Source organism: Paenibacillus sp. NPDC058071, from assembly GCF_042885235.1.
Taxonomy (GTDB): Bacteria; Bacillota; Bacilli; order Paenibacillales; family Paenibacillaceae; genus Pristimantibacillus.
In genome coordinates this window covers 302,912-326,272 of the sequence record NZ_JBHVSK010000006.1, presented here as the reverse complement: position 1 = coordinate 326,272, position 23,361 = coordinate 302,912, and the positions used below count along the sequence as shown (strand labels likewise).

Annotated in this window: 18 protein-coding genes and 2 CRISPR repeat arrays; all 18 genes read right to left on the bottom strand. The window is 49.8% G+C overall.

The window, feature by feature from the left end; translation table 11 throughout:
• Positions 1 to 54: 54 nt before the first annotated feature.
• The 18 genes from ACFVTB_RS13075 to ACFVTB_RS12990 all read right to left on the bottom strand — a co-directional run bounded on the left by ACFVTB_RS13075 (position 55) and on the right by ACFVTB_RS12990 (position 23,342).
• Complete coding sequence (locus ACFVTB_RS13075; RefSeq protein WP_387749288.1) at positions 55 to 1,029, bottom strand: formylglycine-generating enzyme family protein; 975 nt, start codon at positions 1,027 to 1,029, stop codon at positions 55 to 57.
• Positions 1,030 to 1,102: 73 nt separating this feature from the next.
• Positions 1,103 to 3,277 (bottom strand): LamG domain-containing protein, encoded by a 2,175-nt coding sequence (locus ACFVTB_RS13070; protein WP_387749285.1) that lies wholly within the window; start codon positions 3,275 to 3,277, stop codon positions 1,103 to 1,105.
• Between the two features lie 207 nt (positions 3,278 to 3,484).
• Complete coding sequence (locus ACFVTB_RS13065) at positions 3,485 to 4,840, bottom strand: sulfatase family protein (RefSeq protein ID WP_387749282.1); 1,356 nt, start codon at positions 4,838 to 4,840, stop codon at positions 3,485 to 3,487.
• 26 nt (positions 4,841 to 4,866) lie between these two features.
• On the bottom strand, positions 4,867 to 5,733 hold the full coding sequence (locus ACFVTB_RS13060; protein ID WP_387749280.1) for a carbohydrate ABC transporter permease: 867 nt from the start codon (positions 5,731 to 5,733) through the stop codon (positions 4,867 to 4,869).
• Positions 5,730 to 6,620, bottom strand: a complete 891-nt coding sequence (locus tag ACFVTB_RS13055) for a carbohydrate ABC transporter permease (protein ID WP_387749277.1) — start codon at positions 6,618 to 6,620, stop codon at positions 5,730 to 5,732. The genes ACFVTB_RS13060 and ACFVTB_RS13055 overlap by 4 nt, the downstream gene beginning before the upstream one ends.
• 53 nt (positions 6,621 to 6,673) lie before the next feature.
• Positions 6,674 to 8,035: an ABC transporter substrate-binding protein gene (locus ACFVTB_RS13050; RefSeq protein ID WP_387749274.1), complete on the bottom strand. Its 1,362-nt coding sequence runs from the start codon at positions 8,033 to 8,035 to the stop codon at positions 6,674 to 6,676.
• A 24-nt stretch (positions 8,036 to 8,059) separates the two neighbouring features.
• Positions 8,060 to 8,782 carry a GntR family transcriptional regulator gene (locus ACFVTB_RS13045; protein WP_387749271.1) on the bottom strand — a complete coding sequence of 241 codons (723 nt, stop codon included), beginning with the start codon at positions 8,780 to 8,782 and terminating at the stop codon, positions 8,060 to 8,062.
• Positions 8,783 to 9,081: 299 nt separating this feature from the next.
• Positions 9,082 to 9,908: direct repeats of the CRISPR family, unit length 32 nt; unit sequence ATTTCAATCCACGCTCTCGCATGGAGAGCGAC.
• 144 nt (positions 9,909 to 10,052) lie between these two features.
• Positions 10,053 to 10,973: a DUF6602 domain-containing protein gene (locus tag ACFVTB_RS13040; protein ID WP_387749268.1), complete on the bottom strand. Its 921-nt coding sequence runs from the start codon at positions 10,971 to 10,973 to the stop codon at positions 10,053 to 10,055.
• The gene (gene cmr6 / locus ACFVTB_RS13035) at positions 10,973 to 11,764 is read right to left on the bottom strand and encodes a type III-B CRISPR module RAMP protein Cmr6 (protein WP_387749265.1); all 792 of its coding nucleotides are present in this window, start codon (positions 11,762 to 11,764) and stop codon (positions 10,973 to 10,975) included. The genes ACFVTB_RS13040 and cmr6 overlap by 1 nt, the downstream gene beginning before the upstream one ends.
• Before the next feature lie 9 nt (positions 11,765 to 11,773).
• Positions 11,774 to 12,166, bottom strand: coding sequence for a type III-B CRISPR module-associated protein Cmr5 (gene cmr5, locus ACFVTB_RS13030; RefSeq protein WP_387749262.1), 393 nt, complete (start codon positions 12,164 to 12,166; stop codon positions 11,774 to 11,776).
• A 3-nt stretch (positions 12,167 to 12,169) separates the two neighbouring features.
• On the bottom strand, positions 12,170 to 13,084 hold the full coding sequence (gene cmr4 / locus ACFVTB_RS13025; protein ID WP_387749260.1) for a type III-B CRISPR module RAMP protein Cmr4: 915 nt from the start codon (positions 13,082 to 13,084) through the stop codon (positions 12,170 to 12,172).
• 20 nt (positions 13,085 to 13,104) lie between these two features.
• Complete coding sequence (gene cmr3, locus ACFVTB_RS13020) at positions 13,105 to 14,316, bottom strand: type III-B CRISPR module-associated protein Cmr3 (protein WP_387749408.1); 1,212 nt, start codon at positions 14,314 to 14,316, stop codon at positions 13,105 to 13,107.
• On the bottom strand, positions 14,309 to 16,144 hold the full coding sequence (cas10, locus tag ACFVTB_RS13015) for a type III-B CRISPR-associated protein Cas10/Cmr2 (protein ID WP_387749258.1): 1,836 nt from the start codon (positions 16,142 to 16,144) through the stop codon (positions 14,309 to 14,311). The genes cmr3 and cas10 overlap by 8 nt, the downstream gene beginning before the upstream one ends.
• Positions 16,081 to 17,523 carry a type III-B CRISPR module RAMP protein Cmr1 gene (gene cmr1, locus ACFVTB_RS13010; RefSeq protein WP_387749255.1) on the bottom strand — a complete coding sequence of 481 codons (1,443 nt, stop codon included), beginning with the start codon at positions 17,521 to 17,523 and terminating at the stop codon, positions 16,081 to 16,083. Before cmr1 ends, cas10 begins: the two co-directional genes overlap by 64 nt.
• A gap of 497 nt (positions 17,524 to 18,020) precedes the next feature.
• A CRISPR array of direct repeats spans positions 18,021 to 18,655; the repeat unit is 33 nt; unit sequence ATTTCAATCAACGCTCTCCGCACGGAGAGCGAC.
• Between the two features lie 350 nt (positions 18,656 to 19,005).
• Positions 19,006 to 20,628 (bottom strand): YncE family protein, encoded by a 1,623-nt coding sequence (locus tag ACFVTB_RS13005; RefSeq protein WP_387749253.1) that lies wholly within the window; start codon positions 20,626 to 20,628, stop codon positions 19,006 to 19,008.
• Positions 20,629 to 20,803: 175 nt separating this feature from the next.
• Complete coding sequence (locus ACFVTB_RS13000) at positions 20,804 to 22,156, bottom strand: LLM class flavin-dependent oxidoreductase (protein ID WP_387749250.1); 1,353 nt, start codon at positions 22,154 to 22,156, stop codon at positions 20,804 to 20,806.
• A 46-nt stretch (positions 22,157 to 22,202) separates the two neighbouring features.
• A complete protein-coding gene (locus ACFVTB_RS12995) occupies positions 22,203 to 22,739 on the bottom strand; it encodes a GNAT family N-acetyltransferase (RefSeq protein WP_387749247.1) in 537 nt (178 codons plus the stop codon).
• Positions 22,740 to 22,868: 129 nt separating this feature from the next.
• Positions 22,869 to 23,342 carry a DinB family protein gene (locus ACFVTB_RS12990; RefSeq protein ID WP_387749244.1) on the bottom strand — a complete coding sequence of 158 codons (474 nt, stop codon included), beginning with the start codon at positions 23,340 to 23,342 and terminating at the stop codon, positions 22,869 to 22,871.
• Positions 23,343 to 23,361: the final 19 nt, after the last annotated feature.

The window sequence follows — 23,361 nt, the reverse complement described above, 5'->3', positions numbered from 1 at the left end:
ATACCATGGCTAATTATTAATCGTTCCGTAATTCCCGGCAGCCCTTGGGAACTTCTATGCATCCATTGCGACTCGAAAGCCACAATGACCGCTTGAGCTATCCGGTGTATTCGAGCTTCGAGCAGCCACCCTGTAGCGATTGCAGTAGGAACGGTGGCAAAGATAAGATCCTCCTCTCATCGCTTTATGTCCTGTATCGACGTTAAATATCGGATTCACATTTTGCGTCTGTTGGTGGTAAGCCGGGCTGAACCAGTCCATGCACCACTCCCAGACGTTGCCTGACATCTGATATAAACCATAGCCATTCGGTTCGAATGTATGAACCGGAGCTGTACCGATATAACCGTCGCTTGCATTGTTTTTAACAGGAAACTTTCCTTGCCAAATGTTGCACATGTGTTTGCCGTCAAGCTTCAGTATGTCTCCCCACGGGTATCTTTTCCCTTTCAATCCGCCGCGAGCTGCGTATTCCCACTCCGCTTCGCTTGGCAGCCTTGTCCCTGACCATTTGCAGAACGCTATTGCATCATTCCAAGTGACATGAACGACCGGATGATTCATTCGATCCGTGATGCCGCCCTCTACTCCTTCCGGCCTTCTCCAATCTGCGCCTTCTACAGCCAACCACCAGGGCGCCTGCTGCGAGGAACCCTTCACTTTGCTCCTTGTCTCTTCGGATACCAGAAGATGAAATACATAAGACCAACCGAATTTCTCCGCTTCCGTTATGTAACCCGTAGCCTCAACAAAAGCTTGATATTGCGCATTAGTGACTGTACAAGCCGAAATGTAAAACGGATGAATCTCAATCTTTCGAGCTGGCCCTTCCCCATCGTTCGGAAAGCCTTCCGAGTCATTCGTTCCCATCTCGAACGTACCGCCTGTTAAACTTACCCAGTCAAATCGGAGACTAGACGGAGCACCGAGAGTGCATGGAGTCGCAACCGGTTCTGCTGCTTGTATAAGTTTATCATTCATATGCTGTCTGCTCACCGAGCAGCATGCTTTGGGAATTGGATGGTTCATCTTTATCTCTCCTGTCGCAGTATTCAAATATGCAAAAGTTCCCTGGCCGTACAAACGGACAGGGAGCTTGAATTTAACTGTTATATAGCCGGTACACTTGGGCGCTGTTAAGCGCAGTATTGTATAGCTGGAAATCATCTACGCTGCCGTTCCAATAGGCGTTGGCATCGGTAGGCGATTTATGGGCCCCGATGCGGAACGGGGCAGTTTGCGATTCAATAGTGCGTGTTGCCGATCCGACTGGTTGTCCGTTTAGATAAAGCGTGACGGCTCCGCCCCGATTTACAACCGCTACATGCGTCCATTCTCCTGTAGGAATCGTCTCGGATGAGAGCAAGGCGCTTCCGCCAAGAAAAGTACCGAGTTGGCCGGTCGAAGTTACTCGGTATAGTAATGTGCGCCCCGAAGCGCCCTCCTGTTGAAAAATAACTTGGTTAACGCCAGCCGCAGTATCCAGCTTGACCCATCCCGCAACGGTAAAATTGCCTGAACCCGGATTCAGTACAGCCGGTACGCTCACGTAATCGCCGCTGCCGTTCAGCTTGAGCGAACCGCCGACTTTGCCATTGTTGTTCCAGACCGGGTTGCCTATCAAACTGCCGTTATTCGTACCTGCTGCATCAGTGGCCGTGACGCCGGTTCCTTCATCGAGCTTGAAATGAGCAAGCGGACTAACGATTGCAGGTGCAATTCCTGGCCCTTGATAAGCTCCGATATTCGGCGCTGTCGCAGAAGAAACAGCATTGCCAAAATAATCTCGGCCACCGTTTGCAGGGATCACAGCTCCTGCATTCAGTGCCGCCGAGCCGGCTCCCAGCTTGTAACCTGCCTGGTCGAGACTGCCGGGGCCGTTCAGCCAAGGGTCAGCGGTTACCGTATTGGTCGCCCATGCTAGAACCGGCACGCCGAAAAACGCGTTATTGTCGATAACGAAATTCAAATCGTCCAGCGTCCATGTAACCTGACCGCCACCCTCGTTGTAAATGAGGTTGTTCCGGAACTGAATCGCCTGCCGCTGATTCGTCGTCTCTTGATAAATAACGGGCGCAAGGCCGGAACCTATATACATTGTATTATTGTAAATATGGCTTGAAACCACCTCGCCGCCGCAGCTTTGGAACATACGCGCCCCGTCGTTGACCGAAATATTGTATCGGATCACGAAGTTGACCGCCTTACTGTTTCCCTGGGCGCAAATCAGAAAAAATCCGCCTTCGTTTCCATGGGAATAGTTGTATTGGAATGTGACGTTGCTTGTAGAATGATCGACGTCGTAGGCCATACCATCCTTGGTCGTTTTGCCGCCGGACGTGTCGTTGAATTGAAAGGTGACATTGTTTGCGTTCGCCGTCCACATGCCTGCGTTCGGCGAGTCGGATCGCATATTGAAACCGGTTAAGGTGTTGGATTCGACCAGCGCCCCGTCAACCGTCATTGGTGCGATTCCGTCTCCGCCGATATCCGAGAGCGTATTGCCGCTAATGTAGAGGTCGGTCATTGGCTTCCACGACCCGTTGCACAAACTCCCCCAAAACTCCACCAGTCCCGGTCGTTGGCAATAATTAGACCAAACGTAAATCCCTTGACGGTCTACGCTTGCAATCTGATTGTTCAACACTTGCACCTGATGAAAAGCGGTCGGCACCGCTGTGCCAAGCACCTCAATAACGATACCGCCTGAAGCGTTCGCGTATTTGCCTGTGCCGTGATAGTTGCCGCTGACCGTTGAAGGCATGTAGCCGCGAACGTCGTGAATATATAAGTTTCGCAACGTAATGCCGTACAAGTCGCCTGCGTTTTCGCCAAGAACGTGTACCCCACGTCTAGCCGTCTTGTTATCGCCAGAAGCTGTCAGTTCGAGGTCGCTTAACTCTATATATTGCAAATTACGCAGCAAAACAGCGTCGGTCTGACCATTCGCGTTAATAACGGGTCTTGCCAAGCCCGGACCGTAGGCGGCAATCGTGACAGGTGCGGCGAAACTCCCGCTTCCTACCGGCGCAAAAGTGCCGGAGCAGATCGACCCGCGTTTGAACAGAACAGAATCACCGGGGGTTAGTTGAACCGCGTTGATTGCGGCCAAATTGTGAAATGGAGCGGCCTCCGTTCCCGTGCCGGCTTTCTCAGCAGCACAATCCACATAATAGGAAACGCCGGCTGCGAAAACGGAGGGTACGCGCTCTATCGGGCCAAAGACGGGAATTAACAAAGCTAATAGAACCAACAATCGGACTAGTTGACGAATCATTTTGGAAAACAGCTCCTTCGTTCAGTGTAGGTTTAATCGCGCTGCGGCACTCTCTGCAAGGCAAACGAGAGATTTGTACCGCAGCTGCGGGCTTCACCGGCAGGTAGCGAAAGGCGCGCCCGTCACGGAAGGAGACCAGTACTGGTAATTAAGTTCAAGCGATGTGAGAAACGATCTGGCAAGAAAGACAGCGACCCTTTTCCGTTGTCAGCTCCGCGCTTCCTGCAACGAAACATGACGCTGGCCTCCCGGCACGGCAGGCGCCGGCCGGATGATCGGCACGCCCTCCCCTGCAGCCGCCATGCGGTGCAGCAGACGGCCTTGCAGGATATCCGCAGCCTCGCGATGCGAGTCCAGACCAATCAGGTTCGTTAGTTCATACGGATCAGCATCAAGATCGTACAAATAAGCCTCGATATACTCCTCTGAGCCGGCCTGCTCGCTGCCGTCCTTGCCCTCGGCGACGACACAATATTTCCATTTTCGCGTGCGGATCGCTCGAGCGATGCTGCTTTCGCTGATTTGCACGAGCACCTCCTCCTGCCAAGGCTGAGAAGAGCCCGCGCCGTTCAAGAGCGGCATTATCGAGTTCCCTTGCATCTGGGCAGGAACCTTAATTCCTGCGGCATCCAGCAGTGTAGGCGGCAGGTCGATCAGACTGACAAGCTGCCGCAGCTTGCGGCCATCGCTAAATCCAGGGCCGCTAAAAGCTGTAGGCACGCGAATCGAGCTGTCATGGCAAGAACGTTTGTATTCCTCGTTTCGCGTCTTGAAATGATTGCCGTGATCGGAGGTAAACAGTACAATGGTTTGCTCGTCCAGCTCCAAGCTTTTAAGAGCATCGAGCACCCGGCCGAGCGCTTCGTCTAGCCGTTTAACCATGCCATAGTAACCGCCGATATGCTGATGGACGGTGCCTCCTAGTGCCGCGAGGTCGGGCGGAATCCAGCGGCCGCCATATTGCTCACGGTAGCCAACTGGAGCCGGATAGTCGTCAATATGATTCTGATGATGAGGCTCCAAATAGGATACAAACAGAAAGAATGGATTTTCCCGATGGTTGTCGATGTACCGGATCGCAGCATCGGTAAGCGCATCAACCCGGTATCCCGGCAGCCGCACCGGATTGCTTTCATTATCGTACATAACCGTTCGGTAGCTGTCCGACGAAAACTCGAGCACGTTCGAGGCAAGCCAATAATCATAGCCACCACGTTGGGCCGCAGGCACCGGCTCCTCGTCCGCCAGATGCCATTTCCCAATATAGCCAGTCTGATAACCAGCCTGCCCGAAATATTGTCCGAGCGTCCCTAAATGCTCCGGCAATGGAATACCGTTCTTGTAGCAGCCGGATGTAGTGCCGTAAACACCGGTTTGCAGGCTGGAGCGTGCTGGACCGCATACGGGCTGGCAAGTGAAGGAATGCTCCAAATGCGTACCGTATGCAGCCATTCGGTCGAAATTAGGCGTCAGCCCCAGTGGATTGCCATGGATACCCGTGGTGTCCCAGCGCTGTTGATCGGTGAAAAAAATGAGGACATTCGGTTTGCTGACGGTTGTCATACTTCTTCTCCTTTCAAGCATTCTGCTTATTCTTTAACTCCTCCTGCGGTTAAGCCTTCCACCATATACCGCTGCAAAAACAGAAACAATACGAGCAGCGGAGCTGTAGCCGTGACAGCTGCTGCGGCCGCCCCAGACCAGTTGGTGCTTAATTCGCCAAGGAAGGTAAGGGACAGCCCCGGACTGAGAGTCCGCATATGGAGATCACGAACAAGCGTCATGCCAAACAGAAAATCGTCCCACGCGACGAGAAAACAATAGATGGTTACTGCCATGATCCCTGGTTTGGTCAACGGCAAAACGATATAGATAAGCGCCTTTAGGCGTGTCGCGCCGTCAACCTCCGCGGCCTCTTCCAACTCGCCGGCGATCCCGTCCATAAAAGTTTTCATCATCATAATAGAGAAAGGCAGCGCTGTCGTTGTTGCGGCTAGCATCAACGCAAGCAGGGTGTTGAGCAAATGAAGCTTGCTGTAAAGCGTGTACAGCCCGATCAATAACGTCACGGCGGGGAACATTTGCGACGATAGAAAGAAGACGAGCAGTAGACGGCTGCCCCGGAACCGGAAGCGCGAGAGGCCGTATCCGGCGAGAATCGAAACGGCGATTGAAAGCGCTGTTGATCCGGCCGCGACAATCGCGGTGTTTTTGTAAAAAGTAAGAAAGTTCGCCGAGAGCAGGACATCCTTATAGCTTTGCAGCGTCAGCTTGAACGGAACCCATTGGGGCGGAAACTGAAACAGATCGCCGTTTGTCTGCAGTGAGACTGATACCAGCCAGTAAACCGGAAATAGAAACAACGAGAGAATAACCGCAAGCAGGGCATAAACACCGATATTGCTCCGGTGCAGCGGATGACGTCGAACAGCGGGAAGCCGATATGCGCCCTTCATGACATGCCCCGATTCGCCACACGGTTAAGTGGAATAGCGATGAGCAGCAGCAACAGCATCCATATAACGCCGATTGCCGAGCCCTTACCTAGATCGTAGGACTGGAACGCCGTTTCGTACGTGTAAATAGCCAATGATTGAGTCGCGTCCGCCGGTCCGCCTCCGGTAAGAGCATAAAATAACGTGAACATTTGAAAGTTGGCAACGACCATCAACAGCGTCACATTAGCGAGTACAGGTTTCAAAGCGGGAAGAGTAATATACAAAAATGTTTTTAATTTGCTTGCACCGTCTATTGTTGCAGCTTCATACCAGTCGCGCGGGACGCCCTGCAGTCCGGCAAGCGTCATGACGGCGGCCAGCGGCGTCTGGCGCCAAATCGCAACGCCCATGATGCCATACAGCGCCAAGTTTAAATCATTCAGAACGTTCAGCTTCTTGTCCGTTAATCCGCTCTGGATAAGCAGGCCATTCAGAACTCCATAATCAGCCTGATAAATCAGTAGGAAGACAAGCGCTGCGACAAGTGTTGGGATCGCCCAAGGGATGAGCAAAATGCTGCGGAAGAACGCCCGAAATCGGATACGGCTGTTTAGCAGCAAAGCGCTCGCGAGTCCAAGAACAACCTCAATGCCGACCGTGCATGCAACATACCGAAGCGTAATGGAGAGCGCATGATAAAATTCTTGTCCCGATAACAGCGCCTTATAATTGGCCAGACCGATAAAGGGCTGTTCTGCCGACAGCAACGAAGCTCCCCGAAAGCTCGTCGAAATGGAACGAGCCAACGGGATAAGAATCGTCACAGACAACAGCAGGGTCGCGGGCGCGACAAGCAGCATGCCGAACGCCTGATTTTTAAGGGTGCGAGACCATTTGATTGACATAGCTTGCCTCCCCCCTTAGCTTATAAGTGTTTGAAATAAAGGTTTGCCATTGCTTACTTCGCAGCATACAGTTCTTGAAGCTTCGGCAGTATCTTGGCGATAATAGCCGGAATATCCTCGGATGTTGTAGTCGCCAGCACGGTCAAGTTGGACGTTTCTTTCATAGCCTGTTCGAACGCAGGGTTGCCTGTCGGGAATGGGCTGGCCGTTTTCATCTGCTCATTGAATACCTTGGCATAATCGTCCTCGTTCAGCTCAGGCAGCGATGCAACTGAAGCGCGGGAGGACATGACTCCGTTGAGTTTGTGGTACAGAATCATGGCATCCTTTGATACCAGATACTTCACAAACTCAGCGGCTGCTTCCGCATGTTTGGTCGACGATGAGATAAGCAATTGATGCTCGGTGAAGACGGTCTCGGAGCGTCCGGTCTCGCCGACAGGCACGGTTGTTACGCCCCACTCTTTATCGAAAGCCTCCCCAATGCCACTAGTGGTTCGGAACGTGTTTCGGCCGAAGTCGCCGTCGACGAGCATGCCCAGCGAACCCGTCCCGAACATGGCGCGCAAATCTTTGATCTCGGCGCCGACCGGGGCAACATTCTTATTGGCAATGTCGCGAAGGTATTGCAGCGATTCTGCGAGCGCCGAGCCTTGGTCGACGATCAGCTTGCCCTGATCATCAACGAACTTACCGCCATGAGAGAGCGTTATACGGAGCAGCATTTGGCCGGTGTAAGCTCCGGTTTTATTTGCTTCGCCGATACCATAGATCGGGTTGCCTTTATCGTCTTGCTTAAGCGCTGCGACCGCCTCCGCATATTTCAGAAGCTCGTCCCACGTCTTTGGCGGCGCATTTGGGTCGAGACCCGCTTTGGCGAACAGCGTCTTGTTCCAGAACAGCGCATTGGGATGCGGCGCCCACGGCATGGCGATCACTTTGCCGTTAAAGGTGACTCCTGCTTTGCTCGAAGGTAAAATATCGTCGATGATGTCATTGCCAAGCAGCGTTTCTAACGGCTGTACGATGTTTGCACTGCCGAATGCCGGCGTGAAGCTCTGGTTCGCCATCAGCACATCCGGCGTATTGCCTCCGGTAGAGGCAATGAGTACCTGATCTTTGTATTCGTTGAACGGGATGCCGAGTGACTTGATCTTGATGTTCGGATGGGCGTTTTCAAAACCTTCTACTAACTGGTTGTAGGCGTCCTTCGTTGCATCCTCCGTTGAAATCCAGTTAGCAAATGTTAGTTCAATATTTTCTTCCGATGAAGCTGGTTGTTGTTGATTATCTTTTGAAACGTTGCCTGCCTGATTGACTGACTTTACGCCGTTATTACTGTTGCCCGAGCAGGCGGTAACGGTGGCTAATATTGCGGCGGCGAGAGATAAAGATACTATTTTCCATAATTTCATGACATTCCATCTCCTTTGAATTTGTTAACGGCTGAGCAATATCTCATGGGTGTAGCGTTCTGGATTGCAATAAGACAAGGAATATTGCAAAGGCTGATCGCGGTTGTTGAACAACAGCGTCTGTATGACTAGCAATGCGGTGCCTTCGGAAACTTCGAGCAGTCTGGCGATGCGAGCGTCGGCATTGACTGCTGAGTAGCTTTGCGAGCCTTTCTTGACATTCACTCCGCTCTGTTCCAGCAGATCGAAGACCGTTGAGCGTCCAAGCCGCTCTTCCGTTATGACTCCGGATAAATTGATGTTGAAATAGTTTTCATCGACGATCACATGACCGCTGGATACCGCAATTCGTCTAACCGTACGGATCATCTGCGTAGATGCCGGAATGCCGAGTGCCTGTGATACAGCGGCCGGCGCTTCGCTGTGTCCGAATTCCGCGATTTCAATGGTCGGGTACAGTCCTTGGCTGCGAAGCTGCTCGACAAGTCCGACCAGCTTCGTCGTAACGGCGGCGGAAGTACGCTGCGCAACAAAAGTGCCTTTTCCATGTTTGCGTTCAAGCCATCCCTCCGCAACAAGTTCTCCAAGGGCCTGACGGATGGGCGTACGGCTCAATCCCAACAGTTTCTCCAGTTCCCGCTCGCTTGGAATCGCGATACCTGGCTGCCATTGGCCGCTCTCGATTTGTTGTTTGATATACGTTTTGAGCTGGTGATACAACGGTACCACCTCTTGCAACAGTTCCAAGACTATTCCCCCTTTAGGTCTCTCTCTCGATCAAGTGGTAATCTGGTAATTACCAGTAAACGAAAAAGAGACACTATTCGCATAAACGAATAAGTGTCTCCAGTGGTCTGGTCAACAAAGTAATACATATAAATCGAACCCGATTAGTTGGAATTATACGGGGCAATTGTATTTGGTGTCAATCTTTTTTTAAGTGAGGGGTATTTTATAAAGATAATGTGACTTAGAGAGAGGAATTGCTTCACGCTCTCGTATGGAGAGCGACATAGTATCAGCTATAAGTTCCAGTTCAGTATACCATTTCAATCAACGCTCTCGCATAGAGAGCGACCAAAACCACATTGACCCCGGCAGCACAGGGCTTGGAATTTCAATCCACGCTCTCGCATGGAGAGCGACAAGAAATGGAAATGCTGCAAGGTACATCGGTTTGATTTCAATCCACGCTCTCGTATGGAGAGCGACCAACGTCGACTGGCGGAGCTGTCGACGAAGCTGCATTTCAATCCACGCTCTCGCATGGAGAGCGACTTGGCAACCAAAGTCATACCCTTGATACCATCCATATTTCAATCCACGCTCTCGCATGGAGAGCGACGCATCGCTACGGCACGTATGCGGCTGGACATACAATTTCAATCCACGCTCTCGCATGGAGAGCGACAGGAAGAAGCGGACCCAAACGACTCTAACACGTACATTTCAATCCACGCTCTCGCATGGAGAGCGACCGTGAGTCAAGACCACGTTAAAAGATTGTGCAGAATTTCAATCCACGCTCTCGCATGGAGAGCGACGAACTCCTCGAAGAAATGCTCTGCCAACAGTTTGATTTCAATCCACGCTCTCGCATGGAGAGCGACTATGCGCAGATAAAACTCAGTTCAAACCGCGGCATTTCAATCCACGCTCTCGCATGGAGAGCGACGTAATAACGCCAGTCCAAGCAGGGCCAAGCATGGCATTTCAATCCACGCTCTCGCATGGAGAGCGACTTTAAACAATTCAGCTCATCGCCGCTTGGGCTAGATTTCAATCCACGCTCTCGCATGGAGAGCGACTACCCCTATGTCCGCTTAACCGTTGAAAACGGAATTTCAATCCACGCCCTCGTATGGAGAGCGACAGCATCGCTCAGAAGCCTTGTCCAGCAAGGCTTCTGAGCGCTAAAAGTGCGAATCGATTTTATTTACTCGAAAAGCAATAGACCATTCGCTCACCTAATACGTCCATCCCTTATAAATCAACTGGTGCGAATGTCCCGGGATTTTCATGGGAGCTTGGGGTTCGCACCAAGCCTCTTATTAAACATTTCCACATACGCCAAATGCGGAAAAAACATGGGATTATTAAGCAACATAAGCAATTGATTGAGTTGAAATGTTAGTGTCAGCAATGTAACTTCTTTATCCTTTGCTCCCTCGCTCTTTTGAGCAGGATCTCTGTCACCTTGGCTTACAACATACTTGTCAAGCCCCACAACCTTTCCTTCGTAATCTCTAATATATTCATTATACTGCTCTTCTGCATGATTCAACGTTTTGTACCAATATTTAGTATCTGAATTATCAGGAAGAGACCATAACTTCAATCGTTCATCTTTAGGGGCAATTACGAAGTCAAACCATGATTCCTCAGTTCCTGCATAACTTTCATTTAAATGACACAAAATTCGTAATGGCCGCGTTGACGTCTGTGTCAAACTTTCTTTCTTAACATTAAATCCCTCACTAACAACCATTCCCTGTGTTCGCGTAATCGACTTGTTGGAGGTTTTTAATGCTTGAATACTCTCCACCCACTTTTTCAAGTCACCATTGTCCAAACTCTTACTCTTGCACTGCACAACCACTGCTACAGCCTCAATCGGAATGTATTTCAACTTCCCAAAACGAAAAATGTAAGGCGTATATTGCTCATCAAAAATCGCTAAGTCCACTTCATTCGAGATGTTGCCGTTAGAATCGATGATAAAGACAGACTGTTCAACGGAAAATTTGCGCGGCACAATTTGTTCGAACATGTTCTTCCATATTTCCTCGCGAAAGCTGCCGGTGGTCAGATGATGCTGACTGCTAAGACGCAGTTGGGCAACCATCGCTTTTTCCAGTTGAATGTAGTTGTCCGCGATTTTTCGAATAATCTCATTATTAGTTTGCCTCACACGCTCATCATGCTCTGCTGTTGCCATTAGCCTGTCCCCTCCTCGCCAGAGACTCTCACGATTCTTCCGTAACCAGTATTCGTTTTACCGCCTATCCCCTCTTGCTCAAGCGCGTATAAAACGATTTGCTGTGCGACTCTCAACCAGTTTTGCGCCTCTGGATCGTCTTGCTCGCCTCCCCATCCCAAAGCCATTTGAAATTGGCCTTTCACCGACAGGAAGTGTACGGGAATTGGGGAATCGTCATCTCGCGGAGGATCGATCTCCCTACGGGCCCCAGCATGTCCAGCCTGATAGTATTTCTGGTGATGCGGCGTTAGGACATCCAATCGCAACGTTTCAGATAGCTTTTCTTTTAACGGCAATGCATCGTAATAAATGATTTTCGCCGCCGCTTCTTGACTGCCGAATAGCACCTTATGGTACAACCCTTTTTTCTTGAAATTTTCATCCTCACTCAAATAACGATGGCAATAGTGCGCAGCAACTCCTTTTATAGCTGTCCCCGGCAAATAAGGAACCCCATAGGTGTGATGCAGCGTCAAATGAGCTTCCAGCACAGATTGTCCCCCATTGCCAATTACCAATGGAGAAGCTGTTTTCACATAAAATATTTCAGTTTGTGCAGTATGCTGAAGCCCGCTATAATACCGGTCGAAGAAAGTGGAATAAATGCCATGGGCCAAGCTGCCTACTTTCCAATTCTGCACATATTCTTTTAAAGTCTCCTCGTAAAACTGCGCTCTCCTGTCACCGTTCTTCACGACTTCCTCTATTCGGCCCTTCTGGCTTTTCGTCAGCGCCAACCGCAAATTCATGTCTACCTCCTATTCTGCAGCTTCAAGCTCCTGCGCCTCTGTCACTCCAAGTATCGCTTCCGCGTATCGCTTATACCATACTGCCGCTTTCAACGCTTTTCTCGTCTGTTGACGGTATTGAACAGCAGAATCAAAATTTAGAGACTTCAATACCAATACCTCTTTTAAATCCTCGATAAATTGGTTATAAGCCTGCGCTATTGCAGTATCTTTACCAGCAGATCCCTTTGCTTCAAAAAATACAACCGTCAAGCGCAACCCATTCAGCAAAACCATTGAAGGAAACCGATGACACAAGGACCCATAGGCTCGCTGAAGTCCCGGATATTTCTGTTCCTTCTCTTTTATCTGTTGAACGTGGAGGTAGGCTGCAGAGGCAAATGTTTGATCGATCGATTTCACTTTTTATGCCCTCCCTCCTGTATAATAGGTGACCAAGCCTTTCCCGACGCTTGCGTTACCCCCGACTTGAAGAGTGCGTTCCCTTTGCAACTGATCCAGCAAGCTCTGCGGCGTTAGCTTAGAATTATTTCTATAAATATAATCACTCCACAAAGTACCATATAGGATCGCTTCGGCCGGAATATACTCCTCTTGCCAAAGCGCGCCATTAACTGTTGTTTTTAAGTTATCATCGATTCGAATACGCGGTACAATCTCGCAGCACATCGTCGTAAAATACTGAAAGGCGTCATCGGATATTATAACGAGCCGCTGCTTCAATCTTTCCGCCATATCCTGCTGTGAGCCTAGGCTGGCGCCTACCCACTCGGCAAACCTAGTCACCTGCTCATGCGGTACTGCATGAAACTCAAACTCATCGAGAGTTACTGTCTGAGAACCCGCATCATATGAATCTACCACTACTGCTTTGCTTATATCGGCAATCCAAGCTTCTCCTTCAGCCAGGAGGTCAAGCCCCGCTATATCCGGTGTCGGTAGACCTACAGCCGTGCAATCTTGTTGCAGTCGCTTGAGCGCAAGAGGGCACGTTACGTAGGCAAAGACTCCGAAAAAGCTGGCAACAGGGAAGGCGAGCATTTTTGCATCTGAGAATACAAGTGCTCCAGCATTTCCTTCCTCTTCATTGCCCTGTCCAGCTTCATTCCGCGTACCAAAAGCAGCCTTCAGCCATTCTTCTTCGCCGTTCCTCCGAAAATACTCCCGATGCACCCCTTTCGACGTGCTTCCCGGGATGTATGGCCATTCCGTTATTCGTTCCCTAATGATCGGCATATCAATAACGCCAATGCCTTGTCCCGCCCCAACGTGAACGGGAGATAAGCAGTGGACAAAAAAGAGTTGACTTGCGTTTCTCATTCCAATGGCTCCTCTCTAAATTAAACTTCGCTGCTCGATGGCTCCCATGTCCCCCACATCGCCAATCCAAACCCATCATCCTTGTCGAATGCAGCTTTACGACGGTTGTCATCCGAAACAGATGCCAGCCACAGCTTGTCCGCCAGCTCTTCTGCAGTTCCTCCGTCGATGATTTCAAAAAAATAAACGCTTCCCGCCGGAACCATCCGCCGGACTGATTTTTCCGACCCTTGGCTATAACTCCAGCCTGATACAGGCTGCCAACGCGGAACACAAGCCCATCTTAATTGCAGTCTTATATCACCTAAAAAAGTCCTCGCACGCTCATTCGTTATCAGATCCGTCCCTAGCCAACGCGGGAGCCAGCCGTTATCGAAATACGCAGGGGTTGCCAGTACCATTCGAACGTACTTTTTCTTGCCCGCTAACGCCTCTCTGATCTCTTCCGGACAGCTATCAAAAGTAGGCTGATCAACTGAATGAAACTGCGCCAGACGTCTTTTGCCTCCAATTGAATGTATCGTATAACCTTCGCTGCCCCATCCCAAATCAGCCTCCAGATCGTCGATCTGGACAATCATACTCATCCCTTTCGGAAAAACGAGCCCTTCTGTCGAATACAGCTTCGTTTCCTCTGCCCTATTCGTACCGGGCTTGATAGCAGTATGGGTCCGTTCTTCCTTGACAAGCGCAGGTAAAAAATGTAATTTATCTAATTCCGCCTCACGAAGCCGCGATTCGTAGTGGCACCAGTACGCAAGAGGCTCAGCCCAATCTCCCTCTTTCAATTCGCCTGCCAAATAACGAGTCATCCATTCTATGCTGATAAATGCAGGCATTTTCTGCGCAGGCTTGCCTCGCAGTTTGGGAGCAATTGCCGGCCACATATCCTCGTGTCGGAATTCATTTCCTGTACCAAGAAAACCTGTACCCGGAGGCAAAGCCTGCGGTCGTCGATAACAAGCCTGAAGCTCTCCATCCTGATTTTCATAAATAGCGACATCGTGAGGCATTGGAACAAATAATTTCTGGTGAAAAAGGTACAACGGGCCGCGAATTGGCAGTTTCGTCAAATCAGGCATTGACTCCGACTTCACAGCCATTGTCCGCAGCGTACCCGCTACAACGCTAGGCGGCACATAATCCAAGGAGTGCGCTCTAATACCAGGCGTCATGCGAAAGGTCCGGCCATCCCGCATCATCAAGGGCTCCAACGGAATAATCTCAATCATTTTCGCCAATGAGACCGCCTCCTTCCCGAAATAGTTCAGCCGCAATAATAGCCAGTTCCGCGATTATCTTCAAACTCTCCAGTGGCTCATTTTGCTGGGCAATATGATTCAACATATTAGTTACTGGCAAAATATTTTCTTCAGCCTGCTGTTTGTCCATCGTTTCTGGTCTTTTCTTGACAGCAAGCCGAATAATTTCCTTCACTAATAATTCAAGCAGCTCCGCTCCTTCAATCCAACGTCCATGTCTGAACATATGGTTGTACTGTAAATAGAGCTCGCGCAATTCGTAAGCATATTTATGAGATAATGATTTCGATCGAAACTTTTCTTGAAACAATAGAATTTGTTTATGAGGAGCAAGCTGGAAAGGGACGCTGATTTTCATTTGGCTGCCTCCACTCCGCTTTTGAAACCAGATGGCCAAGCTGTCCCGCTTCTCCTTTGCCAACTTTTCCACAGAGGCTGCTTGACTTCGAACTTGTTCCAATGGCTCGAACATATGAGCAACTGCCATACCGACAGAAAGCGTTACCTCAGCACCTTCTTTCCCATCATTCAAAAGAGCTTTAAATGTCTTCTGTAGTTGATCGATTGCCGCAAGACAAGTGTCGAGCGGCAGCAAAGCCATCACATCGTCGCCGCCGCTATAAATTAAAATCCCATTCTGCTGTCTGACAACATCTTCAGCTTGATCGGCAAACTCGGATAATTTCTCCGATAATTTCTGATGATTTTCAGGAGTCGTAATTTCCTGCAACCGCTTGTGCATATGATCCCCATCGCATAACACAAATGCATAGTACGGAGTTGGCTGAAGACCCGTTTTCGCATAGAAGTAGGCTAGTTCTGCCTCTATGCGAGTCATTAGACGCTTGAATGGCCCTTCGTCCAAGTCACCGACAATCTCTAATAAGTTGTCTTCCAGCCGATTGGAATAGAACATCCACGAATGATACTTTTGTGTTGAGAGCTCAATATCTTTTCCTGACTCAAGCTTGATAAGCTTCGCTACTCTCTGCTGATATTCTAATGCTGCGCTTCGTCGTTGTTCCTCTGCAGCTATTTTTCGTTGCAGCGGCAGAAAAGCGATGTCGCATACAGAAAGAAATCGCTCTGAGTCCCGCTCTACATAATGTGCCAGCCGCTTCACCAAGGAAATGGCGTCCAATTCTTCGTTTCGCTTGATGCCAAATCGCCCATATACAGGATGCTTGTCCTGCCATAATACCGATTCCCTTCCCGCATCAAGATCCGATTTTGACTCGCCGTACAATTTACCGGGTTCATTAGCTTTGAAATCGCGCATTGTTTTTCTAGCTGCCATTAATAGCTCTGCTTGTTTTAATGCCTCGCTATATCCTTGCTCCCCCTCCACATCGACCCATACCGCGTAAAATTCTAAAAAATCTTTGATTTGTCTCTCCCATGCCCCTTCGTTAATGCAAGAAACCAGCTCTTTTTTAGCGAGTTTTGCATATTCGTACCAGCAATTCCGCGCTGCGGTACGGGCCATAATCGCAAGATCCCGCTCTGCTCCTCTGTCAACCAGAGCAACGATTTTGTTCGCTACCTTCTTTTGTTCTTCGCGAAAATGGGGAAAAATCAGATTCGCTCCGTGCTCGTGCAATTTTTTTGCGGCCTCATAACTAAGCTTCGAAAGGAGATGGGAGCCAAACCATAAATCCCTCGTCCGACGTGCCTGAGCTATAAATTCTTGTACCGGACCCAGTGTGAGAAGCAATACCGATTGCTGCTTGCTGCCTATTGACGAGGATGTTTGTTCGTTTGTTTGTGTGAAGGCGGTGTCCCGATCGCATCTTGCCATTCTTTAACCCCCTTAGATACAAGAAATGCCTCAATTGCATTGCTATTCACTTTATTGGTATCTGGATGAGCAAGCGGGTTGTTGTCATATTTCTGATTGTTGTAGATCGCTTCATGATAAATTTTACGCCCTCTTAGCCTGTCGCGAATAATGCGAATACTTGCCTCATTCCCGCTCTTCTCAATAATCTCCAGCTTTACCTCTCTTATTTGGGGCTGATTAAGCCTAATAAATGCGCTGTAGCCTTGCTCTTTACTAACTGCTATCGTTTTCACGACCAACGGCGATGCCAGCCGGTCCCGGTTATTCGGAGTAAGCTGGCTATCGTAGGGATCGCGCCCATGATGATTATTGCTCTTGTTATCTTTGAAATGAAAAATAATCGGCATTCCGAATTGCGAGCGCGGGAAAGCGAGTTGCGCCTGTTTAGGAGGAAAAGGTTCAGAGTGATTTTTAATCGACATTTTTGTCATTCCGCGTATGGCATCCGCTTCCGGCCAGTAGCTGCGGCCCTGAGGTTTGCCGCCACGTAAAGTGGCCCGCCTACGAAAGTATTGATAAGTTGCTACCCCCGCTTTCCATGCCTCCAAATGATTCGTATATCCTCGCTGAACCATAATTCCCCCAAGAGTCGTCCATTCGCGGGTCACGTTGCTGAGTATTCCATTATTCCGCAACTTGCCGTAGAACCAGTCTATGAACGCTTTATTATCTGAAGCCTCTTTACTATTCGGTGAAAAGATCTCGCAGTACAAGCTTCCGAATCCCCTGCGTGTCCGTGCTCCGATTCCTCCGAAATTAACCCATGCCCATAACGCCGCACACATTTCTTCCTTCAATTGTTCAACAGATAATGCGCCTTCCTTTGTCTGCTGTTCATATTGAATATTCAGCGTGAACGTGAATCCCGTCTGCATTGGGAAATAGGTGTTATTCTCTTTCTTATCCTGAAATGGAAAGGCGACATAACTCAAGCTATTAAGTTCATTACACAAAGCCGATACAAGTCTCCCCTTCGAATTCACTATCATTTGTGCAGTAGGGGAGGATGCCTTCTTCTTAGAGTCGACCCAAATCTTCACGGGAGCAGGCTCGCTACTGCTGCCGAAAATTAGCTTTTCTTGGGCAAACAACTCCTTTGCGGTCGTATATTTCGTTCCTCTTGTTGCACGCCACCAAAACCGCAAATGCCCCCTTACAGAGGCACCTTTAATAGGGGCTTCCTCCTCCACCTTACCCGAATAGCTGCTTCCGCCAACCATATGGGTAACCACATGAATGAGATAATCCTTCTTCTCGACCCGCTTGTTTACATTGTCCATCCTTGTCTTTAAATCTACTAAACTCGGAGCCTCAGGGGCATAATATGTTCCTGCCAATTTATTCACCTTCTTATTTAATTCTAAGTGCTTAGTTCTAAAGTTCGACTTTAATCTCCTTAAACCTCCCAAATAACCCATAATCATTGTTACGAATTCAAGAATAGTTTAAGTATTTAGTCAGTATCCACCTCCACTTCTAACCCTAACGTAGTTGACCACTTCTATTGTCTTTTCTAAACACAAGTAACCCCTTTCTAAGAGGATGTTCTCTTGGGCCGTACGTCCTTTAGCTACGGCAGTATATAGCAAAAAAACAAGCCAACCATTAATCTCTGGCAAGCTTGTTTTACGAAAATGATGCTTTAATTCAACCTAAATAAGCTTTGAATTCGTTACTGCAATATAGACAGTCTATGAAAATCAAGCTTCACTCTCTCTTTAAGAGAGCAATTTAAGTCGGGTGACGCCGCTCTGGATCGTTGCGAGATTTAAATTCACGCTCTTCGTATTGAGAGCGACGAAAACCTCTTAATGAGACTATCGCACTCACCAGAATTTCAATCTACGCTCTCCGCACGGAGAGCGACCGATCAAACACAACATGAGCTATTTCAGCCTAGAATTTCAATCCACGCTCTCCGCACGGAGAGCGACGATATCCGCTACCTAGAGAGCAACACGCTCAAAGGATTTCAATCCACGCTCTCCGCACGGAGAGCGACAATCGACAACAACGGCAACATCAAGCTTTCGAAATTTCAATCCACGCCCTCCGCATGGAGAGCGACGCCATTATCTTTAGTCTTACAGCAATAAACTTCCTATTTCAATCAACGCTCTCCGCACGGAGAGCGACGTGTCGCCTGTATCGTGAGTACGGGCGTGGATTATTTCAATCAACGCTCTCCGCACGGAGAGCGACCAGGAGACTGGCACACGCCGGACACATACCCAGAATTTCAATCAACGCTCTCCGCACGGAGAGCGACGGTAGTTTTCCAACATGCGACGATGTCGCAAATCATTTCAATCAACGCTCTCCGCACGGAGAGCGACCTTGATGGACTGTTTGAGAAAAACGAGTTCTTGATTTCAATCAACGCTCTCCGCACGGAGAGCGACACGAGTAGTGGTTACGAAAACCTCGTCTTACCCAATTTCAATCAACGCTCTCCGCACGGAGAGCGACAGCACCACCTCAGAAGCCTTGCTCCGCAAGGCTTCTGAGGGCTAAAAGTGCGAATCGGTTATTTTAATGCTGAGATGAACAGAAACTTTAACAGCAAAGTGTTCGATTCCCTTACAAATCAACGGGTGCGAATGTCCCGGGATTTTCATGGGAGCTTAAGGTTCGCACCATCTGATACAGCTAATGCTTCTTCTCCAAGAATACCACAATATGTGTATTGAATTGCTTCTTTTCTTATTTATCGTTAACCCTATCATTATCTATCATTATACAGAAGCGGACGATTATTATATCGTCGTATACACGCCTTCCTCAAGCCATTACTCAATCTCTCACAGGTTCTTGCCCCCTCACCTCAAAAACCGGTATTCCAGCTCTTGCACCGACTCGCTGCTCCGATCGATCAGTATCGTTTTTTCATCGGTCATTTTCAAAGAGTTATAAGAAGAATAGCTCGTTCTGCCGATATCCATCCATCGTTTGACTGCCGGATCGTACCCTTTCAAAATCTTTTGTCTGCTTGCCTCGTCGTACTCACTCGTAAGGAACAGCTGTCGTTCGTCCTTGAAACGGAACGAATAGAGTTCAACTGCATCATAGTCCCATTCCAAGTACCGATCGCTACCGGTATCGGCAATAATAAAGCGGTCTCTGGCTATCGTCATCTGAGGCCGTTCCAACTCCTCTAGACTCGAAGCCTCCTTCAGCGGGTAAACCTTGCCATTCTCGACGTCTATACGCTCGTATGAAATCGCCAGCTTGCCTGGCTCCGGCCTGCCGTCGTCGGCAAGTGCAAGACGATAACGCCTGACAATGCCAAAGCTTTTTCCATGTTCGTCTTCGATCCACCCTGCCCATTCCATATGGTCGTTCGGCTTGTTGGCCGCAATTTTCGTTTGCCACACCAGCTTGCCGTTCTTATCCAGCACCTTAATGCCCTGCGGCGCAATGATATAAACCTCCGATTCGCCGACGATGTTGGACGGGCTAGTGTCCCTTGCATACTCGAATTCAGCATAACGTCCGTCCGGGCTCCATAGGAATGCCGGAAAACCATCAATTCCTCTGTAACCACTGTCGAACTTGCGGATAAGCTTCCCTTTTTCGTCGTGCAGCTTATATGTATCCTTCTCTTCAGCAGTCTCCCAATACCAGAAACGTTCGCCGGTCGGAGACGGAATCGTCATGAAAAAGGGCCAGGAGTTGCGGAACTCGCCGTCCGCACGTTCGATCGTCCCTTGAGCAATATCGGCAATCCAAAGCTGTCCTTCCCCGTACCCGTTCACATATAGCTTCCCGTTCCGCTCGTCTAACCAGCTTCTCCCGATACGGTTCGTTTCCGGCCCTGGCTGCTCCGCTGCTGCAATATTGGACAGCTTGTTGGTACGCAAATCCAGCGTTGCGACGCGGAAGCCGATGCCGCCGTCCGCTTTTTCGATACTAGGCACCGTCAACACGAGACGATCGGGATCAACAAACCCGTATCCTCTGCAACTGGTATCCACATCGATATGTTTTTGTACTTTGATATCAACAAGAGGGATGACCGTATACGTCCCTTTCTTCGAATCGGTCACAAGCAGCTCGTACTTGTAACGATCCAGCTCCCCGTCATTGCTATTGCGACGATAAAGATGGACGTCAGGCCTGCCCACTTCAGGGGAAGTATAAGTCTCCAAATAGATGGCGTCTGCGTTCTCGACCCGGTAAAGGATACCATCCGTCAATTGTTCCGAACGGATATCCAGTGGACGGTCGATCAAATCGAGCTCCGCTTCCGGCGCGGCCGTCGTTTCGATCTGCGGCGCAGACGGCGACGGCTGCAACGTCTGTCTTGTCTCCATAGATGATCCGCTGCTTACCCCCGCGCTAACGCCCGGACTTGGCGACGATCCGTCTCCTCCTGTTCCCGTGCATCCAGCCAACCCTACTATGGCGGCTCCTATCCAAAGCAAAGCCCATCCGCTCCGCATTTCTATTCCTCCCGATCAGCCTTTTCTTTGCGTTTCCAAATCTATCAATATAGACTAAATTTCCCTGAAAAGGTTGCATGCAGAGCCGCCGTCAAAAAAAGCCGCCATTCCTCGCGATTTTGTCGCGCGAAATAGCGGCCTTTCTACTGTTCGTTATATGGGACAAACAAACGAATTATTGCGATAAAATGCTTTCCTTCGATTCCTCTTGCTTTTTCACCGTATAGCGGTTCGCCGGAATCGGCAGCTCCAAGTGGCCTCGAAGCGTATCCGCTTCGTATTCCTTCCGGTAAATGCCGCGCTCCTGCAAAATTGGCACGACCAGATCGACAAACTCGTCGAGTCCCTTCGGCGTTGTCGCGGAAATGATAAAGCCGTCCGCCGCTTCTTCTTCATGCCATTGCTGAATCAAATCGGCGATTTTCTCCGGTGTGCCGATGAACGCTGAGCGCGGAGTAGCGGCGCGAAGCGCAACTTGACGCAGCGTCAAATTCTCTTCCTTCGCCTGCCGCTTGATTTTGTCGGTGCCGCTCTTGAAGCTGTTGCTGCCGAGATCACCGATATCCGGGAACGGCTCGTCGAGCGGGAACACGGAAAAGTCGAAATGCTCGAAAAACCTTCCCAAATACGCAAGCGCCTTATCAATCGTAACAAGTTCAGCCAACTGTTCGTATTTCGCTTCAGCCTCCTCCTGCGTCCGGCCGACAATCGGCCCAATCCCAGGCAGTATCGCGATCTCCTCCGGTGAACGGCCTAGCTCAGCGGCGCGCCCTTTCACATCGGCATAAAACGCCTTCGCCTCTTCCAGCGTTTCATGGCTGGTGAATACCGCATCCGCGCTTTTGGCTGCCAGCTGCTTGCCCGATTCGGACGAACCGGCCTGGAAAACGACCGGCTGGCCTTGCTTCGAGCGGGCAATATTAAGCGGTCCCTGCACGGAGAAATGCTCCCCTTTATGATTCAGCCGATGAAGCTTAGACGGATCGAAGAATACGCCGGATGCCTGATCGCGGACAAAGGCGTCATCCTCCCAGGAGTCCCACAGCCCTCTCGCCACTTCCAGATACTCCTCGGCAATGCGATAACGCTCCGAATGGTTCGGATGCTCGGGCTTGCTGAAGTTTTTGGCAGAGCCTTCAAGCGGCGAAGTAACAACGTTCCAGCCGGCGCGCCCGCCGCTAATATGATCGAGCGACGCGAACTGCCGGGCTACGTTGAATGGCTCGCTGTACGAAGTGGAAAGCGTGCCGACGAGACCGATTTTGTCCGTTACGGCACCAAGCGCCGATAGTATCGTAATCGGCTCGAAGCGATTCAAGAAATGCGGAATCGACTGTTCGGTAATATACAAGCCATCCGCAATAAAGACGAGATCGAATTTGCCGGCCTCCGCTTTCTGCGCCTGCTGTTTATAGAAACCAAGATTAACGCTGGCGTCGGTCAGCGCATCCGGATGCCGCCAAGCGCCGACGTGGCCGCCGACTCCGTGAATAATCGCCCCTAGCTTCAGCTTTTTGCGTGCTGTCATACTCTCTCCTCCTTAAATAACGAACCCGTCTCTCGGCTGCTGATAGCTACACGAGCAAGGCCGATTCCTTTAACTTCAATCGGTAGCACTTCACAAGCTTGTCGCCTTTTTGAATTTCTTTGTCATAGTCACGTTCAAAGCCAAGGCGCTCATACAGCTGAATGGCCGAAGCCATCATATCGGATGTATGCAAATGCAACGTCTCGGCGCCCAGCGCCAGCGATCTGCGCACGCTTTCGCGTATAAGGGCGGTCGCAACGCCTTTTCCTCTTGCAGCCGGCGAGGTTGCCAGCAGCCGGATAATCGGCGACTCGATACCGAGCTCCGGGGCTCCGTATGCCGCCTCGGAAGAATCAAACATTTGCACGCTGCCGACGATCTCGCCGTCCAGCTCCGCGACGATTCGCGCAATCGGCCGATCATTGTCCACCGAAGCTTCTATATCTTTCGCATATTGCTTCCAACCCTCTTCAGGCATAACAAGGGCGTATTCCCCATAGGCTTCGAGCATCACCTTCAAAATCGAATCGCGGTCTTCCCTCTCTGCTTCCCGGATTCGCAGGTCCGGCTTATTTTGCGTCATTCTAAAACGCACCTCCCGCTGAGTACCCAGCGACAAATAAAATTATTCCAATGAAAAAACTCTGCTTTATACCTGTAACGTTACCATAAAATTTGCAGCCGTGTACAATTAACGTTTTCTATATCGGTATCAAAGTTTTGTATAGGCGGTTTTAATTCGGTCGATTTGCCCGATATGGCGGTGAACATGGTCGGAGAACGAATCGACGATTTGCTTCACCGTAACCGTCTCGCCTTTTTTGTTAACACCCGTTTTCACCCAATCGGCATCAGTCAGCCGTTTGAACAGCAGGCTGTTGTAGACCAGCAGCGCCTGAAAAACATGCAGGATGTCTTCAGCCGAGCCTTCGTTCGCATACGCTCCGCTAACCCATAGGTCCTGATCGAACGCTGGCAGAACGGCCGTCGTATCGGCTAAAATATCGCGCAGCCGGAACGATACGATCAAATTATGGTCGGCCAAATGGGAAAGCACCTCCGTAACGCTCCAGCTATTCGGAGCCTGCTTCCACTTGAGCGCTTCCTCGTTTAGTCCGTTTATCGCTTGCGTCAAATCCTGATGCGTGTCCAAATAACGCTGCAGATCAATTGGCAACTGACTCATCTTGTATTTCCTCCCTATT

Bases quoted from the DNA above. Each gene is read 5' to 3' on its own strand.
- ACFVTB_RS13070 (WP_387749285.1), bottom strand. From the start codon at position 3,277: ATGATTCGTCAACTAGTCCGATTGTTGGTTCTATTAGCTTTGTTAATT.
- ACFVTB_RS12990 (WP_387749244.1), bottom strand. From the start codon at position 23,342: ATGAGTCAGTTGCCAATTGATCTGCAGCGTTATTTGGACACGCATCAG.
- ACFVTB_RS13050 (WP_387749274.1), bottom strand. From the start codon at position 8,035: ATGAAATTATGGAAAATAGTATCTTTATCTCTCGCCGCCGCAATATTA.
- cas10 (WP_387749258.1), bottom strand. From the start codon at position 16,144: ATGGCAAGATGCGATCGGGACACCGCCTTCACACAAACAAACGAACAA.
- ACFVTB_RS13060 (WP_387749280.1), bottom strand. From the start codon at position 5,733: ATGAAGGGCGCATATCGGCTTCCCGCTGTTCGACGTCATCCGCTGCAC.
- ACFVTB_RS13055 (WP_387749277.1), bottom strand. From the start codon at position 6,620: ATGTCAATCAAATGGTCTCGCACCCTTAAAAATCAGGCGTTCGGCATG.
- ACFVTB_RS13005 (WP_387749253.1), bottom strand. From the start codon at position 20,628: ATGCGGAGCGGATGGGCTTTGCTTTGGATAGGAGCCGCCATAGTAGGG.
- cmr6 (WP_387749265.1), bottom strand. From the start codon at position 11,764: ATGAATTTGCGGTTGGCGCTGACGAAAAGCCAGAAGGGCCGAATAGAG.
- ACFVTB_RS13000 (WP_387749250.1), bottom strand. From the start codon at position 22,156: ATGACAGCACGCAAAAAGCTGAAGCTAGGGGCGATTATTCACGGAGTC.
- ACFVTB_RS13040 (WP_387749268.1), bottom strand. From the start codon at position 10,973: ATGGCAACAGCAGAGCATGATGAGCGTGTGAGGCAAACTAATAATGAG.
- cmr3 (WP_387749408.1), bottom strand. From the start codon at position 14,316: ATGATTGAGATTATTCCGTTGGAGCCCTTGATGATGCGGGATGGCCGG.
- cmr4 (WP_387749260.1), bottom strand. From the start codon at position 13,084: ATGAGAAACGCAAGTCAACTCTTTTTTGTCCACTGCTTATCTCCCGTT.
- ACFVTB_RS13075 (WP_387749288.1), bottom strand. From the start codon at position 1,029: ATGAACCATCCAATTCCCAAAGCATGCTGCTCGGTGAGCAGACAGCAT.
- ACFVTB_RS12995 (WP_387749247.1), bottom strand. From the start codon at position 22,739: ATGACGCAAAATAAGCCGGACCTGCGAATCCGGGAAGCAGAGAGGGAA.
- ACFVTB_RS13065 (WP_387749282.1), bottom strand. From the start codon at position 4,840: ATGACAACCGTCAGCAAACCGAATGTCCTCATTTTTTTCACCGATCAA.